Genomic DNA, 15,913 nt, shown 5'->3' with positions numbered 1-15,913 from the left:
CTCATCTCGTCCCTGCTCGGTGGCGTCGCGGCGACGCCGTCAGGCAGAGTCCACACAGTTGTGGTCCGTCGCGCAAGTGGCGCACCGGGTGGAACGGAATTTACCGTGCCAGCAGCGTACGGGCACCCTGGGTAATGGCATCCTCGGAGACCAGCACCTGACGGGCAGCCGGACCTAATGGTACAAACGAGTCGACTGCCGCCACCCGCCGCGCCGCCCCCACGTATCCGGCGTCCACCAGCGTGGCGAGGATCCCCTCCCCGACTCCGCCGGAGCGCCGTGTCTCGTCGACCACCAGCACCCGGCCCGTGGCGGACGCCTCCCGGATCAGGTCCGCCACCGGCAGCGGGGCCAACCACCGCAGGTCCACCACCCGGCTGCCGATCCCCTCGTCGGCCAGCGTCGAGGCCGCCCGCAACGACATCCGTACCCCGTTACCGAAGGTGACGATGGTGATGTCCTCGGCCGATCCGACGCCGTACACCCTGGCCCGGCCGATCGGCACGTGACCGGCCGCCCAGGCACCCGGCTCGGTGTACGGCCCCATCCACTCACCGTCACCCGGCTCGTACAGGTCCCGGGTGTGGTAGAGCGCGATCGGCTCCAGGAACACCGAGACCGTGCCGTCCACCACGGCGGCGGCCAGGCAGGTCCGCAGCAGCGGCGCGGCGTCGTCGGGCCGCGCCGGCACCGCGACCACCAGACCCGGCACGTCCCGCAGTACGGCCACCGAGTTGTCGTTGTGGAAGTGTCCGCCGAACCCCTCCTGGTACGCCAGCCCCGGCACCCGCACCACCATCGGGTTGCGGAACGCCCCCTGCGAGAAGAACTGCATGGTGGCCGCCTCGCCCCGCAGCTGGTCCTCCGCGTTGTGCAGGTACGCCAGGTACTGGATCTCGGGCACCGGCAGCATCCCGGCCAGCCCGGCACCCAGCCCCAGCCCCAGCACCGACGTCTCGTCGAGCAGGGTGTCGAAGACCCGGGCCGCGCCGAACCTCTCCCGCAGCCCCTTGGTCACCCCGTACACCCCGCCCTTGGCGGCGACGTCCTCCCCGAAGACGGCCAGCTGGGGGTGGCTGAGCATCCCGTCGGCGAGGGCGGCGTTGATGCTCTGCGCCAGGGTCAGCGGCCCGGCCAGCTCCGGCGGTTTGCCCCCGAACGCCTCCGCCCGGCTGGCCGCGTCCGGCCCGGCGGCCCGCTCCGCCGCCCGTGCCACCGCGGTGGCGACCCGCAGCGGCCGGCGGGGCGACAGCGGGGCCACCACCTCGGCCGGGGTGGCCAGCTTCGGCTCGTCGAGCACCTCCTCGGCGGTACGGCGTACCTGCCAGCCCTGCTCGTCGTAGCGGGCCAGCAACTCCTCCCCGGTGGCCACCCCCGCCTCGACGAGCAGCCGGGCGGTGGCCAGCACCGGGTCGCGCGCCTCGTCGGCGGCGATCTCGGCGGTGCTGCGGTACGCCCGCTCGGCGTCCGCACCGGCGTGCCCGAGCAGCCGCACCGTGCGCAGGTGCAGCACCGCCGGACGACGGTGCCGCCGCACCCAGCCGGCGGCCTCGGCGGCCACCGTGTACGCGGCCACCGGGTCGGTGCCGTCGACGGTGAAGTAGCGCACCCCCGGTCGGGCCCGCAGGGTGCGTTCCACCCAGCCGTCGGGCGACCGGACGCTGATGCCGAGGCCGTTGTCCTCGCAGACGAAGAGCACCGGGATCCGCAGGCCGGTGTGGTCGTACCAGCCGGCGGTGTTGAACGCGGCGGTGGCGCTGGCGTGGTTGACCGAGGCGTCGCCGAACGAGCAGACCACGATGGCGTCGCGGGGCCACGGCGAGCGTGGCGGACCGGCCGGATCGTCGCGCCGGCCGGCGGTGTCGATCCGGCGCAGCCGTTCCACGGCCAGCCCCAGCCCGACCGCCCGGGGCAGGTGCGAGGCGATGGTGGAGGTGGTCGGCACCACGGCCAGGTCGGCCCGGCCGAAGACCTTGTGCCGGCCGCCGGCGATCGGATCCCGGGCCGAGGCGACCATCCCGCTCAGCACGTCCCGGGCCGCTTCGGCGTACGCCTGCTCCCACTCGTCCCGGTCCCCCGGCGGCCGCTCGGCCGGGCCGGTCGCCGGCGCCGGGACCGGCCGGTCAGCCGGCGCCGACGGCGTGCCGGCCGCCGCCCCCCGGTCGGCGGCACCGGCCGGGGTGACGTCCCCGGGGCCGGTGTGCCCGGGGCCGGTCGAGGCGGGATCGGTGAGGTCGGGATCGGTGGAGGCGGGGTCGGCGGGGTCGGCGGAGGCGGACGTGGGGTCGGTGGAGGCGGAGGTCTGGGCGGGGTCGGTCACGGCGGGTACCGGGCCGGGAGCGGTGGGGGTGGGCCGGTGGCGGGGTACCGGTTCGGCGGTGCCGTCGGCACCCACCCGGTAGGTGACCGGACCGGCCGGGGGCGGCGACACGGCCACGCCGTCGGAGAAGTGCCCGGCCACCGGCACGCCGTCGGGATGCGGCGCGGTCGTCGCCGGGTCCGCGTCGGCGTCCCGGTCCGGGACGCCCTCGGCCGGGGTGCCGCCGCCGGGGAAGCTCCCGGAGGCCTGGGCGGCGCGCAGGCAGTAGAACGCGCCGGAGCGGTAGTGCAGCAGGGCGGGGTCGGTGGGCCGCAGGGCGGCGGCGACCGCCGCGTTGGCCTCGTGCCCGGCCGAGCCGATGGTGTAGAAGCCCTCGTCGAAGCTCCGCAGCCAGCGGCCGGCCAGGTCGAGCTGCCGGCTGGTCACCTGGGCGTCGAAGAGGGCGAGCAGCTGTCGCCCGGTCAGCGCCGCGCCGGGCCGTACCGGTTGCGCCGGGTCACACCGCCGCTCGGGCTCGGGCAGTGCGCCCAGGGTCTCCCGGAACCGGTCGTCGAGATCTTGCGGGGTGGTCACGCGATCAGCATTACCGACGGAGGCCACGGTCGCCCACTCAGACACGACCGGGCGGGGTGACTCGGTCCGCGCGACCACCACCGCCGCCGGCCGCTGTTCGGCTGCCGGAGACGACGACGGCCTCCGACGGCCACCTGACGGTCACCGTGGGTCGCGACGCTGCCGGGGTCAGGAACGAAGCGGACCCTGGGAGGTTCCCGTGGCACTGTCCCGACGTACCGTCCTGCTCTCCGGTGCGGCCGTCGGCGCGGCCGGTGCGACCGCCGGCCTGCCGACACCCGCCGACGCCGCCGGTGGACGCCCGGCCCGCCCGGTGGGCACCGCCAGCCACCGGCCGCTGGTCTGGCCGTTCACCCTGGGAGTGGCCTCCGGCGACCCCGACCACCAGGGGATGGTGCTGTGGACCCGGCTGGCTCCGGTGCCGCTGGCCGAGGACGGGTTGGGCGGCATGCCCGCCCGGACGGTCGAGGTGCAGTGGGAGGTGGCCGTCGACGAGCTGTTCCGGCACGTCGTCCAGCGGGGTACCCAGACCGCCCGACCCGAGTCGGCGCACAGCGTGCACGTCGAGCTGACCGGGTTGCTGCCGGGACGGGAGTACTTCTACCGGTTCCGGGCCGAGGGTCACCTCTCGCCGACCGCGCGGACCCGTACCGCGCCCGATCCGGCCGCCCTGCCCGCCGCGCTGGCCATGGGTTTCGTCTCCTGTTCCCACTACGAGCAGGGGTACTTCACCGCGTACCGGCGGTTGGCCGAGAGCGCGCCGGAGCTGATCCTGCACCTCGGCGACTACCAGTACGAGTACGCCCGGGAGTACGGCCCCGAACGACCGCGCGGGCACGAGGGGCCGGAGACCCGGACGCTGGCCAACTACCGGCAGCGGCACGCCCAGTACAAGACCGACCCGGATCTCCAGGCGGCGCACGCGGTGGCCCCCTGGGCGGTGGTCTTCGACGACCACGAGGTGGAGAACAACTGGGCCGGCGCGGTGCCGGAGGAGCCGGATCCGAACTTCCTGGCCCGACGGGCCGCCGCCTTCCAGGCGTACCACGAGAACATGCCGTTGCGGCGGGGCTCGGTGCCGTGCGGTCCGGACATGGCGCTGTACCGGCGGCTGCGCTGGGGTCGGCTGGCCACCTTCCACCTGCTCGACACCCGGCAGTACCGGGACGACCAGGCGTGCGGGGACGGCTACCGGGACTGCCCGGCGGCGGCCGACCCGGGGCGCACCCTCACCGGGGCGGCGCAGGAGGCGTGGTTGCTGGACGGGTTCCTCCGGTCCGACTCCCGCTGGGACCTCCTCGCCCAGCAGGTGTTCTTCGCCGCCCGGGACCGCGACCCGGGGCCGACCAGGTTGACCAGCATGGACGCCTGGGACGGCTACCTGGCCTCCCGGGACCGGATCACCCGGGGCTGGGTGGCGGCCGGGGTGCGCAACCCGGTGGTGCTCACCGGCGACGTGCACGCGCACTGGGCCGCCGACCTGAAGCTGGACTACCTCGACCCGGCGGCGCGGACGGTCGGCACCGAGCTGGTCTGTTCGTCGGTCACCTCGGGCGGGGACGGGTTCGACTCGGCCAGCGGCTCGCACCCCTGGCTGCGCACCAACCCGCACCTGCGGTTCCAGAACGACCTGCGCGGTTTCGTCCGGACCACGATCACCCCGGCCCAGCTCAGCGCGGACTTCATGGTGCTGCCGTACGTGAGCCGGCCGGGCGCCCCGGCGTACCCCCGGGCGTCGTTCGTGGTCGAGGACCGGGTGCCCGGCCTGCACCAGACCTACGACCGGCCGCCGACCACCGCCCGCGCGCTGCCGCCGGGGGTGGACCGGGACCGGTACACCGTCGAGACGGAGACCGGGCTGCGCTGAGCGCCCCGGCCGGGTCAGCCGGGAGCGGGCCGGCTGGCTCAACCAGGAGCGGCCCGGCCGGGTCGACCAGGGAAGCGGCCCGGGCCGGGTCAGCCGGGGAGGAAGGAGAAGCGGACCTGGCGGGTCGGGTTGTCGCCGTTCGGGTCGACCAGGCAGACCGACTGCCAGGTGCCGAGCTGGAGCCGGCCGCCGAGCACCGGCAGCGTCGCGTACGGCGGGACGAAGGCGGGCAGCACGTGGTCCCGGCCGTGGCCGGGTGAGCCGTGCCGGTGCCGCCAGCGGTCGTCGGTGGGCAGCAGGTCGTCGAGCGCCCGCAGCAGGTCGTCGTCGGAGCCGGCGCCGGTCTCGATGACCGCCACGCCGGCGGTGGCGTGCGGCACGAAGACGTGCAGCAGCCCGTCGCCCTGCCCGGAGACGAACCGTTCGGCCTCGGCCGTGATGTCCGCGACGGTGGGACGGGAGCCGGTCCGGACGGTGATCACCTCACTGCGCATGGGCGCATTCTGCCGCACCGGCCCGACCGTCGCCCGGTAGGTCGACAGCGCCAAGTTACCGACGGGTACCTGTGTTCAGCGTCGCGTCTGGGGGAGCTACACGTGACGACGGGTGCCACCAGAGGGCAGGATGGCGCTAGAGACCTATCCCACACACAACCGAGGGAACGCCTGTGGCTACGGAACGCAAGCGCCCGGTGATCACCGCTGGTCTGCCGAGCCAGCTTCCGGACATCGACCCTGAAGAGACCGGCGAATGGGTCGAGTCGCTCGACGGTGTCATCGACGAGCGCGGAACCAAACGCGCCCGGTACGTCATGCTGAGCCTGCTGGAGCGGGCCCGCGAGCGGCAGGTCGGGGTTCCGTCCCTGACCACCACCGACTACATCAACACCATCGCCCCGGAGCAGGAACCCTGGTTCCCGGGTGACGAGCACATCGAGCGGCGGATCCGGGCGTACGTGCGGTGGAACGCGGCGATGCTGGTGCACCGGGCGCAGCGGCCGGAGATCGGCGTCGGCGGGCACATCTCCACCTTCGCCAGCTCCGCCTCCCTCTACGAGGTGGGCTTCAACCACTTCTTCCGGGGCAAGAACCACCCGGGTGGCGGCGACCACATCTTCTACCAGGGTCACGCCTCCCCCGGCATGTACGGGCGGGCGTTCCTGGAGGGCCGGCTCTCCGAGGACCAGCTCGACGGGTTCCGGCAGGAGCTGTCCCACCCGGGCGGCGGGCTGCCGTCGTACCCGCACCCGCGGCTGATGCCGGACTTCTGGGAGTTCCCCACGGTCTCCATGGGTCTGGGTCCGCTCAACGCGATCTACCAGGCCCGGTTCAACCGCTACCTGCAGCACCGGGGCATCAAGGACACCTCCCAGCAGCACGTCTGGGCGTTCCTCGGTGACGGCGAGATGGACGAGGTGGAGTCGCTCGGCGCGATCGGCGTGGCCGCCCGCGAGGAGCTGGACAACCTCACCTTCGTGATCAACTGCAACCTCCAGCGGCTGGACGGCCCGGTCCGCGGCAACGGCAAGGTGATGCAGGAGCTGGAGGCGTTCTTCCGGGGCGCCGGCTGGAACGTGATCAAGGTGGTCTGGGGTCGGGAGTGGGATCCGCTGCTCGCCGCGGACACCGACGGCGCGCTGGTCAACCTGATGAACACCACCCCCGACGGTGACTACCAGACCTACAAGGCGGAGTCCGGGGCGTACGTCCGGGAGCACTTCTTCGGCCGGGACCAGCGGACCCGCAAGATGGTCGAGCACCTGTCCGACGACGAGATCTGGAACCTCAAGCGGGGCGGGCACGACTACCGCAAGCTCTACGCGGCCTACAAGGCGGCCACCGAGCACACCGGGCAGCCGACCGTCATCCTGGCCAAGACCATCAAGGGCTGGACGCTGGGCTCGCACTTCGAGGGCCGCAACGCCACGCACCAGATGAAGAAGCTGACGCTGGACGACCTGAAACTGTTCCGCGACCGGCTCTACCTGGACATCCCGGACAAGGCGCTGGAGGAGAACCCGTACCTGCCGCCGTACTACACCCCGGGCGAGTCCTCTGACGAGCTGGCGTACCTGCGGGAGCGGCGGGAGCAGCTCGGCGGTTACCTGCCGTCCCGGCGGACCAGCCACAAGAAGCTGGCCATTCCGGGGTCGGAGCGGTTCGCCGACGTCAAGCGCGGCTCGGGCAAGCAGAAGGTGGCCACCACGATGGCCTTCGTCCGCCTGCTCAAGGACATCATGAAGGACAAGGAGTTCGGCAAGCGCTGGGTGCCGATCATCCCGGACGAGGCCCGCACCTTCGGTCTGGACTCGATCTTCCCGACCGCGAAGATCTACTCGCCGCACGGCCAGCGGTACACCTCGGTCGACCGGGACCTCTTCCTGTCCTACAAGGAGTCGACCACCGGGCAGATCCTGCACGAGGGGATCAACGAGGCCGGTTCGGTCGCCTCGTTCACCGCCGCCGGCACCTCGTACGCCACCCACGACGAGCCGATGATCCCGATGTACATCTTCTACTCGATGTTCGGGTTCCAGCGCACCGGTGACGGCTTCTGGGCGGCGGCCGACCAGATGGCCCGCGGCTTCGTCCTCGGCGCGACCGCCGGCCGTACCACGCTCAACGGTGAAGGCCTCCAGCACGAGGACGGCCACTCGCTGCTGCTGGCCGCCACCAACCCGGCGGTGGTCGCCTACGACGCGGCGTTCGGGTTCGAGCTGGCGCACATCGTGGAGCGCGGCCTGCACCGGATGTACGGCGAGGACCAGGAGAACATCTTCTACTACCTCACCGTCTACAACGAGCCGATCCACCAGCCGGTGGAGCCGTCCGAGCTGGACGTCGAGGGGCTGCTCCGGGGCATCTACCGGTACGCCGGGGCTCCGCAGGTCGACGGGGACGCGCCGAAGGCGAACATCCTGGCCTCCGGCACCGGCATGCAGTGGGCGCTCAAGGCACAGCAGCTGCTCGCCCAGGACTGGGGGGTGGCCGCCGACGTCTGGTCGGTGACCTCCTGGACCGAGCTGCGCCGCGACGCGGTGCTCTGCGAGGAACACAACCTGCTCAACCCGGGGGCGGAACAGCGGGTGCCGTACATCCAGGAGAAGCTGGCCGACGCCGACGGGCCGAAGGTCGCGGTCAGCGACTGGATGCGCGCGGTACCGGACCTGATCTCCCGCTGGGTACCGGGCGACTACACCTCGCTCGGCACCGACGGTTTCGGCATGTCGGACACCCGGCACGCGCTGCGCCGGCACTTCCACGTCGACGCCGAGTCGGTGGCGGTGGCGACGCTGCGCCAGCTCGCCCTGCGCGGCGCGGTGCCGGCCACCGTGCCGGCCGAGGCGGCCAAGAAGTACGCCATCGACGACGTCAACTCCGCCCCGGTCGGCGAGACCGGCGGCGACAGCTAGTTCCCCGGGTACGACGAGGGGCCCGGCGCGTCGCGCCGGGCCCTTTTCGTGTCCTCACCCGCTCCGCACCCCTGCATGATCGTGCTCGAACCTGGTTGTAGGGGCATCCCGAAGCTCCGAGGCCACTACAACCACGTTCGAGCGTGATCTTGACCGTGCCCGCAGGTGGCGGCGGCCGGGTGTCGGGTCAGCCCACCGCGGCCAGGTCGGTCAGGCGGGCCAGCGAGTCCTCCAGGTCGGCGCCGACCCGACGCAGTCCGAGGCGCAGCAGGGCGCCCTTGACCGGGCCGGCCGGCCAGCGGACCACGATCAGCCGGACGATCGTGCCGCCCTCCTCCTCATCGGCGGTGAGCTGCACGTAGATCTCGGTGCGCGCCTCGGCGCGGGCACCGGCCCCCCGGGCGCGTTCCCGCCAGCCGATCAGGGTGGGCTCCTGGTAGGCGATCACCTCGGCCTCGTGCGCCGAGCCGCGCCCGGCCTGGACGAGTTGCCGGCGGCCGAAGCCCTCCCCCGAGAGCACCTCGGCGGCCCGGACCCCGGCCAGCCAGGCGGGCAACTGCTCGGCCCGCTGGACGACTTCCCAGACCGCTTCCACCGGTGCCAGCACGTGTGCACTGCGTTCGACGAGGATCATTCTGTTCTTCCCCCACTGAGGACATCCGCGATATTAAGCACTCTAAGCGTCAAATCGGACTTACCGGGATGTGTTTGGTAAAGACACGCCGAAATCCCCGGCACCCGCATTGCCCCGCACCTATGGCGCTCCCGGGCTGCGCGCCCTAGAGTGCGAACACGTTTCGCGTTCTGGGAGGGTGGATGACGACCGCACCGATCCCCGGTTTCCCCGCCGGCTTCCGTTGGGGGGTGTCCACCTCCGCGTACCAGATCGAGGGGGGCGCCACCGCCGACGGCCGGGGACCGTCCATCTGGGACACCTTCGCCCACACCCCCGGCCGGATCCTCGACGGCAGCACCGGCGACGTGGCCTGCGACCACTACCACCGGTACCGGGAGGACGTCGCGCTGCTCGCCGGGCTCGGGGTCTCGGCCTACCGGTTCTCGATCGCCTGGCCCCGGGTACGCCCCGCCGGCACCGGCCCGGTCAACGCCGCCGGCCTGGACTTCTACGACCGGCTCGTCGACGACCTGCTGGCTGCCGGCATCGACCCGGTCGCCACCCTGTTCCACTGGGACCTGCCCCAGCCCCTGGAGGACGCCGGCGGCTGGCTGAACCGGGACACCGCCGCCCACTTCGCCGAGTACGCCGAGCTGACCGCCGCCCGCCTCGGCGACCGGGTGAAGCTCTGGATCACCCTCAACGAGCCGTTCATCCACCTGAGCCTCGGCCACGGCACCGGCGAGCACGCCCCCGGCCGGACCCTGCTCTTCGATTCCCTCCCGGCCGCCCACCACCAGCTGCTCGGGCACGGGCTGGCGGTCGCCGCGCTACGCGCCCACAGCACCGCGCCGGTGGCCATCGCCAACAACTACTCACCGGTGGTCCGGCACGGCGACACCGACGCCGACCGGGCCGCCGCGGCGGCGTACGACGACCTGCACAACCACCTGTTCACCGACCCGCTGCTGGGCCGGGGCTACCCGGACGGCCTCGACCCGGGTGTGGTGCGCGACGGCGACCTCGCGGTGATCGCCGCGCCGCTGGACGTGCTCGGGGTCAACTACTACAACCCGACCGGGGTCCGCGCCCCCGAGGAGGGCTCGCCGGTGCCGTTCACGCTGGTCCCGCTGGAGGGTTACCCACGGACCGCGTTCGACTGGCCGGTGGTCCCGGACGGGCTGCGCGACCTGCTCGTCGGCCTGCGGGACCGGTACGGCGACGCACTGCCGACGATCCAGGTCACCGAGGGCGGCTGCGCCTGGGACGACGTCCCGGACGCCGACGGCCGGGTGCACGACCCCGACCGGATCGCCTACCTCGACGGGCACCTGCGGGCCGTCCGGGCGGCGATCGACGAGGGCGTCGACGTGACCGGGTACTTCGTCTGGTCGCTGCTGGACAACTGGGAGTGGGCCGAGGGCTTCACCAAGCGCTTCGGCCTGGTGCACGTGGACTTCCCCACCGGAACCCGGACGCCGAAGTCTTCGTACGCCTGGTACCGGTCCCAGGTCGGCCGGGGGTGACCACCGTCGACCCGACGCCGGCCTCGCTGCCGGCGGCGCTCGCCGACCCGGTGGTCCCGGTCCGGCGGAGCTGGATCGCGCTGGTCTTCGCGGCCAACCTCGGGGTGTGGATGGCCTTCTTCACCCCCATCCAGGTGCTGCTGCCCCAGCAGGTGGAGCGGATCTCGCCGGACCACAAGGAGGCGATGCTGGCCGTCGTCACCGGGCTGGGCGCGCTCGCGGCGGTGCTGGCCAACCCCCTCGCCGGGGCGCTGTCGGACCGCACCTGCCTGCGCGTCGGCGGGCGGGAGTTCGGCCGCCGGCACGTCTGGACGGCCGGCGGCGCGGTGCTCGGCGCGCTGGCGCTGGTGCTGCTGGCCCGGCAGCAGACCATCGCCGGGGTGGCGCTGGGCTGGGTGGCCGCCCAGGTCTGCTTCAACGCGATGCTGGCCAGCCTCACCGCCGCCATCCCCGACCGGGTGCCGGTGGTGCAGCGCGGCGGCGTCTCCGGCTGGGTGGGCATCCCGCAGGCGCTCGGCCTGGTGCTCGGCGCGGTGCTGGTCACCGCCCTGGTCAGCGGCACGGTGCCCGGCTACACGGCGATGGCGCTGGCGGTGCTGCTGCTGGCGCTGCCGTTCGCGTTCCTCACCCCCGACGACCCGCTGCCCCGGCAGCACCGTCCGCCGCTGCGGCTACGGGCGCTGGTCGCCTCGATGTGGATCGACCCGCGCCGGCACCCGGACTTCGCCTGGGCCTGGATCACCCGGTTCCTGGTGCAGATCGGCAACGCCCTGGGCACCCTCTACCTGCTGTACTTCCTCACCGACGGGGTGCGCTACCCCGACCCCGAGGGCGGGCTGCTGGTGCTGATCCTGCTCTACACCCTGGGCATGATGCTCACCGCCGTGGTCGCCGGGATGCTGTCCGACCGGTCCGGCCGGCGCAAGGTCTACGTGATCGTCTCCGGGGTGGTGATGGCGGTGGCCGCGCTGCTGCTGGCGGTCGCCCCGACCTGGCCGGCGGCGCTGGTCGCCGCGGTACTGCTCGGTGCCGGCTACGGCGTCTACCTGTCGGTCGACGCGGCGTTGATCACCGAGGTGCTGCCCCGCGCCACCGACCGGGGCAAGGACCTCGGCGTGATCAACATCGCCAACTCCGCGCCCCAGGTGCTCGGCCCGGCGCTCTCCGCCCCGATCGTGGTCCACCTGGGCGGCTACCCGACGCTGTACGCGGTGACCGCGGTGGTCACCCTGCTCGGCAGCGCCCTGGTGCTCAAGATCCGGGGCGTCCGCTGAGCCCCGGCCGGGTGCCGGCCGGGGCCGCCGCCGACCGGTCCGGTCCCGCGGCCGGCGGTCCGGTCCGCCGCCGACGCGCGCGGGGGCGGCGGCTGGTGCTGGAGGAGCCGGCGGACCGGGAGCCGCCGCCGACGCGCGCGGGGGCGGCGGTGTCCCGGCCCCCTGGCGGAGCCTGGTCGAGCCCGGCCGTAGGCTGGGCGACGTGACGGTACGTGTGCGCTTCGCCCCCTCCCCGACCGGTATGTTCCACGTCGGCGGTGCCCGCTCGGCGCTGCAGAACTGGATCTACGCCAAGCAGCAGGGCGGGGTGTTCGTGCTGCGCGTCGAGGACACCGACGCCGCCCGCAACAGGCCCGAATGGACCGAGGGCATCCTGTCCGCGCTGGACTGGATCGGCATCGCCCGGGGCAGCTACGAAGGCCCCTACTTCCAGTCGTCGTACGCCGGTGAGCACCGGGCCGCCGCCCAGCGGCTGCGCGACGCCGGGCGGGCCTACTACTGCGACTGCACCCGGGAGGCGGTGCAGACCCGCACCGGCTCGCAGTACCAGGGCTACGACGGCTTCTGCCGGGACCGGGGGCTGGCGGCGGGCGACGGACGGGCGCTGCGTTTCCGCACCCCGGACGAGGGCAGCACGGTGGTGATCGACCTGATCCGGGGTGAGCCGACCTTCGAGAACAAGCTGATCGAGGACTTCGTCATCGCCCGGGGTGACGGCTCCCCGGTGTTCCTGCTCGCCAACGTCGTGGACGACATGACGATGGGGATCACCCACGTGATCCGGGCCGAGGAGCACCTGCCGAACACCCCCAAGCAGCAGCTCCTCTGGGAGGCGCTGGGGGTCGAGCCGCCGGTCTGGGCACACGTGCCGGTGGTGGTCAACGAGAAGCGGCAGAAGCTCTCCAAGCGCCGCGACAAGGTGGCCCTGGAGGCGTACCGGGACGAGGGCTACCTCGCCGCCGCGATGCGCAACTACCTGATGCTGCTCGGCTGGGCGCCGTCGGGCGACCGGGAGATCGTGCCCTGGTCGGTGATCGAGGAGGAGTTCCGGTTGACCGAGGTCAACCCCTCCCCCGCCTTCTTCGACGAGAAGAAGCTGCGCGCGTTCAACGGCGAGTACATCCGGGCGTTGCCGGTCGACGAGTTCGTGGCCGCCTGCCAGCCGTGGCTGACCGGCACCGGCACCATCGCGCCGCCGCCGTGGCAGCCGGCGGAGTTCGACGCCGACGCGTTCGCCGCGGTGGCCCCGCTGGCGCAGACCCGGATCGCGGTGCTCAGCGAGATCGTGCCCAACGTCGACTTCCTCTTCCTCGCCGAGCCGTCGATCGACGAGGCGGCCTGGACGAAGGCGATGAAGGAGGGGGCGGCCGACCTGCTCGACGCGGCCGTCGCCGGCTACACGGCGTTGACGGCGTGGGACGCGGAGTCGCTGAAGTCGACGCTGGAGGCGGTCGGCGCGGACCGTGGCCTGAAGCTCGGCAAGGCCCAGGCTCCCGTCCGGGTGGCGGTCACCGGCCGTACCGTCGGGCTGCCGCTGTTCGAGTCGCTGGAGGTGCTCGGCCGGGAGCGCACGCTGACCCGGCTGCGGGCCGCCCGGCTCCGGCTGATCTGAGCCCCGCGCCGCCGACCGGTCCGCACCGCCGCCCCGGCCCGCCGGTCAGGGGCGGGTCGAACGGCGGCGCAGGAACAGCCCGGTGACGAGCGCGGCGAGCAGCGCCAGGCCGCCGGCCGCCCAGAGCCAGCCCCGGCCGGCGTCGTCGGTGCCGGCGGTGGGGACCGGGTCCGCCGACGACGCGGCCGGTGCCGGGCTGCTGCTCTCCGTCGGCGTCGGGGTGGCACTGGCCGATGGGGTGGCCGACGGTGACGGGGGCACGGCGGCGGTGCCGGTGGTGAGGGTGAACCGCACCTCGCCCTTGACCGGGTGCCCGTCGCTGGAGGGCAGTCGGTACTCGACGATGTAGAGGCCCGCCGCTCCGGGGGTGAACGGCACGCTGACCCGGCTGCCGGAGAAGGCCGGCGCACCACCGGCGGCCGGGATGTTGTCCGGCCCGGTCACTGTGATCTTCGTCCTGGCCGGGTCGAGCTTGGCCAGGAAGCGCAGCTCCACCGTGGTCGGCGCGGTGGCGATCCGGGCACCATTGGCCGGATTGCTGCCGGTCAGCGAGTTGTGCGCGTACGCCGGCGACGCGGACGACAGCGCGACCGCGAGCACCACGCCGACGAGCACTGGCACCGCCCGTACCAGCCGTGCGACCCTGCCCCCCATGAAGCCCTCCGCAAAGGTAAGATCCGCCCACTGATCACGTGGCTGTCTTGTGGTCGTTCGGGGATCGCAGATAGTTCCACTTATTGTTCCCAGAGCTGCATCCGCGCGATGTTCCATGGAGTCTATGAGGTGGGGCCGGCGCTGCCCGGTCGACCACCGTCGTCGACCGATCCGCACGTGACCCGCAGCACAGCCATCCATCGAACGGGGCGAGGAGGCGGCGATGGCCGAGAAGGTGAGGCGGCTGCTCGCAGTGGTCGCCATGGTGGTGACGGTGGTCCTGACCACCGGTCCGGCGGCACAGGCGGCCGACGCGCACCGGGCCGCGCCGAAGACGCCCCCGGCCGGGGTGGACATCACCGGCGTCGGGCTGAGCGCACCGTTGCGGCTGCGGACGGACACCGCGCCGACCCAGGTGGTCGCGGTCATCGACCAGGTCAGCTGGTTCGGCCGCACCGGTGAGGCCAAGGGGCCCAAGCCGGCGGACCTCGGTCCGAAGTACACGATCGTCGTGCTCGCCGGGGACGTTCCCAAGCAGACGTACGACCTCTATCCGCTGGCCAAGGGCGGCCCCCGGGCCTACCGCCCGGCCAAGCAGCCCGACCAGCGCAAGACCACCGCCGGGTGGTTCCTCGGGCGGCTCAACATGTCCGAGACGCTGCGGGCCGCCGGGGTGCCGTTGGAACGCCGACTCGACACGGTGACCGGTGGCGTCGGCGGCGGCGAACGGGTGCTCCCGGAGGACGCCCTGAACCCGGGCCGGGACATCGACGACGCGCTCGCCGAACTCCAGCGGTTGCTGCTGCTCAACGTCGGGGTGATGCTGGTGATCACCCTCGGCCTGGCCGGTATCGCCCTGCTGGTCCGCCGCCGCACCCGCTGATCCGTCAGCCGGCGCGGCAGCGGCCGGTCAGCACCAGCGCCGGGGCAGGCCGGTCAGCACCAGCGCTGCGGTGGGCGCTGGAGGCGCTGCGGACGCCGCACCGGACGCACCGGCCCGTGCCGGTGGGCACCGGCCCACCCGGCCAGGTCACTGCGGCAGGCCCGGGTCGGTGCGTCGGGCTGACCCACCGGACCGGGTTCCACCGCCGCCGGTCGGGACACCGGCCCGTCGGCCGGCTCGGTGCCCCGCTGGCGGGGCAGCGCCAGCTCGTCGTCGGCCCGCTCAGCCGCCCGACAGACCTGCTCCGTCGCCAGCCGGCGGTGCGGTCGCGCCACCCCCGGCTGGTCGTGGTGGCCCGGCCGGCAGGGCTCGCCCTGGGCGCAGCCTTGTTCGGCCTCCCCGTGCGCCATCCCGGTCTCCTCACACTCGCGTCGCGCACCGGGACGACATCCCGGCGCGGCAGTGCCACCGTACTGGCCGGCACCGACACGCCGTGCAGCGCGTACCCCGGTGTCAGGGCCTGGGTCGGCGCGGGAAGATCGTCTCCCAGACCGGGAACGCGACCAGCCAGATCAGCAGCCCGACGGTGAGGTTGCGAATCCAGTTCGCCAGCTCCCGGGTGCGCTCGGCGTCGCCGACGACGACGATCGCGGTGGCCAGCAGGGCACACGCGACGGCCCAGCCGAGCAGCGCCTTCCCCCACTCCCGCCACTCGTGCCGGGCCCGCGCCCAGCCGTAACGGGGTGGCTTCACCGGCGGCGGCCCGCCCGCGAACCGGTGGGCGAAGCGCTGGTCCGCCCAGCGGATCAGGGAGTGCCCGAACGCCACCGAGAAGCCGAGGTAGATGGCGGCCAGCCCGTGGGTGGCGTCCGCGGTGGCCCCTCGCCGCAGGTCCACCCCGGCCGCGACCAGCAGCACCAGGTCGACCAGTGGGACGCAGACCAGCAGCGCCGCGCCCACCCGGGGCCGGCGCAGCGGGTACCGGGCGACCAGCCCGGCGACCAGCAGCACCCAGAACCCGACCTCGCAGCCGATGATGACCGCCAGCAGCATGTCCAACCTCCCCGTCGTGCTCTCCAGCGTGCCGGGGCGGGCCGGCCCCCACCTCACCGGCGGGGACGAGTTGCGGGTCCATCGTTCGACGGACCGCCGGCCGGCGTACCTCCTTCGACGGAC

12 protein-coding genes are annotated in these 15,913 nt (G+C 73.3%); 6 read left to right on the top strand and 6 right to left on the bottom strand.

The features are described from left to right. Window positions 1–100: 100 nt before the first annotated feature. A complete protein-coding gene (locus GA0070623_RS25795) occupies window positions 101–2,893 on the bottom strand; it encodes a thiamine pyrophosphate-dependent enzyme (RefSeq protein ID WP_089004185.1) in 2,793 nt (930 codons plus the stop codon). Window positions 2,894–3,092: 199 nt separating this feature from the next. On the opposite strand from GA0070623_RS25795, the gene GA0070623_RS25790 reads away from it, so the two are divergent. Then, the gene (locus GA0070623_RS25790) at window positions 3,093–4,760 is read left to right on the top strand and encodes an alkaline phosphatase D family protein (RefSeq protein ID WP_067314631.1); all 1,668 of its coding nucleotides are present in this window, start codon (window positions 3,093–3,095) and stop codon (window positions 4,758–4,760) included. An 89-nt stretch (window positions 4,761–4,849) separates the two neighbouring features. On the opposite strand, the gene GA0070623_RS25785 is transcribed toward GA0070623_RS25790, so the two are convergent. Beyond that, complete coding sequence (locus GA0070623_RS25785) at window positions 4,850–5,254, bottom strand: YjbQ family protein (protein WP_067314628.1); 405 nt, start codon at window positions 5,252–5,254, stop codon at window positions 4,850–4,852. 173 nt (window positions 5,255–5,427) lie between these two features. Here GA0070623_RS25785 and aceE point away from each other — a divergent pair, with 173 nt between their 5' ends. Next, on the top strand, window positions 5,428–8,172 hold the full coding sequence (aceE, locus tag GA0070623_RS25780) for a pyruvate dehydrogenase (acetyl-transferring), homodimeric type (protein ID WP_067314626.1): 2,745 nt from the start codon (window positions 5,428–5,430) through the stop codon (window positions 8,170–8,172). Between the two features lie 187 nt (window positions 8,173–8,359). Here the strand turns inward: aceE and GA0070623_RS25775 are convergent, their stop codons facing one another. Beyond that, window positions 8,360–8,806: an SRPBCC family protein gene (locus GA0070623_RS25775; protein ID WP_067314624.1), complete on the bottom strand. Its 447-nt coding sequence runs from the start codon at window positions 8,804–8,806 to the stop codon at window positions 8,360–8,362. 182 nt (window positions 8,807–8,988) lie between these two features. Between GA0070623_RS25775 and GA0070623_RS25770 the strand changes: the two genes are divergently transcribed. The 3 genes from GA0070623_RS25770 to gltX all read left to right on the top strand — a co-directional run bounded on the left by GA0070623_RS25770 (window position 8,989) and on the right by gltX (window position 13,200). Further along, window positions 8,989–10,314: a GH1 family beta-glucosidase gene (locus tag GA0070623_RS25770; RefSeq protein ID WP_067314622.1), complete on the top strand. Its 1,326-nt coding sequence runs from the start codon at window positions 8,989–8,991 to the stop codon at window positions 10,312–10,314. Then, window positions 10,311–11,588 carry an MFS transporter gene (locus GA0070623_RS25765; RefSeq protein ID WP_089004184.1) on the top strand — a complete coding sequence of 426 codons (1,278 nt, stop codon included), beginning with the start codon at window positions 10,311–10,313 and terminating at the stop codon, window positions 11,586–11,588. The genes GA0070623_RS25770 and GA0070623_RS25765 overlap by 4 nt, the downstream gene beginning before the upstream one ends. Before the next feature lie 241 nt (window positions 11,589–11,829). Beyond that, the gene (gene gltX / locus GA0070623_RS25760) at window positions 11,830–13,200 is read left to right on the top strand and encodes a glutamate--tRNA ligase (protein ID WP_067313105.1); all 1,371 of its coding nucleotides are present in this window, start codon (window positions 11,830–11,832) and stop codon (window positions 13,198–13,200) included. A 45-nt stretch (window positions 13,201–13,245) separates the two neighbouring features. Here gltX and GA0070623_RS25755 read toward each other — a convergent pair whose 3' ends face one another. Further along, on the bottom strand, window positions 13,246–13,854 hold the full coding sequence (locus tag GA0070623_RS25755) for a copper resistance CopC family protein (protein ID WP_067313102.1): 609 nt from the start codon (window positions 13,852–13,854) through the stop codon (window positions 13,246–13,248). Window positions 13,855–14,077: 223 nt separating this feature from the next. Here GA0070623_RS25755 and GA0070623_RS25750 point away from each other — a divergent pair, with 223 nt between their 5' ends. Continuing rightward, window positions 14,078–14,737, top strand: a complete 660-nt coding sequence (locus GA0070623_RS25750; RefSeq protein ID WP_067313099.1) for a hypothetical protein — start codon at window positions 14,078–14,080, stop codon at window positions 14,735–14,737. A 53-nt stretch (window positions 14,738–14,790) separates the two neighbouring features. Here the strand turns inward: GA0070623_RS25750 and GA0070623_RS25745 are convergent, their stop codons facing one another. Together GA0070623_RS25745 and GA0070623_RS25740 are read right to left on the bottom strand one after the other, a co-directional pair. Further along, entirely contained in the window at window positions 14,791–15,147 is a 357-nt protein-coding gene (locus tag GA0070623_RS25745) for a hypothetical protein (protein ID WP_067313097.1), read from the bottom strand. 103 nt (window positions 15,148–15,250) lie between these two features. Continuing rightward, on the bottom strand, window positions 15,251–15,790 hold the full coding sequence (locus tag GA0070623_RS25740) for a hypothetical protein (protein WP_067313095.1): 540 nt from the start codon (window positions 15,788–15,790) through the stop codon (window positions 15,251–15,253). Window positions 15,791–15,913 lie beyond the last annotated feature (123 nt).

The sequence above is a fragment of the Micromonospora rifamycinica genome, assembly GCF_900090265.1.
Lineage (GTDB): Bacteria > Actinomycetota > Actinomycetes > Mycobacteriales > Micromonosporaceae > Micromonospora > Micromonospora rifamycinica.
Note: the sequence above shows the minus strand (reverse complement) of the source record. Positions and strands in the feature narration are given on the sequence as shown.

What these genes read in the sequence shown, in the direction of transcription:
- gltX (WP_067313105.1), top strand. Translation starts at nt 11,830, where the DNA reads ATGTTCCACGTCGGCGGTGCCCGCTCGGCGCTGCAGAACTGGATCTAC.
- GA0070623_RS25740 (WP_067313095.1), bottom strand. Translation starts at nt 15,790, where the DNA reads ATGCTGCTGGCGGTCATCATCGGCTGCGAGGTCGGGTTCTGGGTGCTG.
- GA0070623_RS25770 (WP_067314622.1), top strand. Translation starts at nt 8,989, where the DNA reads ATGACGACCGCACCGATCCCCGGTTTCCCCGCCGGCTTCCGTTGGGGG.
- GA0070623_RS25755 (WP_067313102.1), bottom strand. Translation starts at nt 13,854, where the DNA reads ATGGGGGGCAGGGTCGCACGGCTGGTACGGGCGGTGCCAGTGCTCGTC.
- GA0070623_RS25745 (WP_067313097.1), bottom strand. Translation starts at nt 15,147, where the DNA reads ATGGCGCACGGGGAGGCCGAACAAGGCTGCGCCCAGGGCGAGCCCTGC.
- GA0070623_RS25785 (WP_067314628.1), bottom strand. Translation starts at nt 5,254, where the DNA reads ATGCGCAGTGAGGTGATCACCGTCCGGACCGGCTCCCGTCCCACCGTC.
- GA0070623_RS25750 (WP_067313099.1), top strand. Translation starts at nt 14,078, where the DNA reads ATGGCCGAGAAGGTGAGGCGGCTGCTCGCAGTGGTCGCCATGGTGGTG.
- GA0070623_RS25775 (WP_067314624.1), bottom strand. Translation starts at nt 8,806, where the DNA reads ATGATCCTCGTCGAACGCAGTGCACACGTGCTGGCACCGGTGGAAGCG.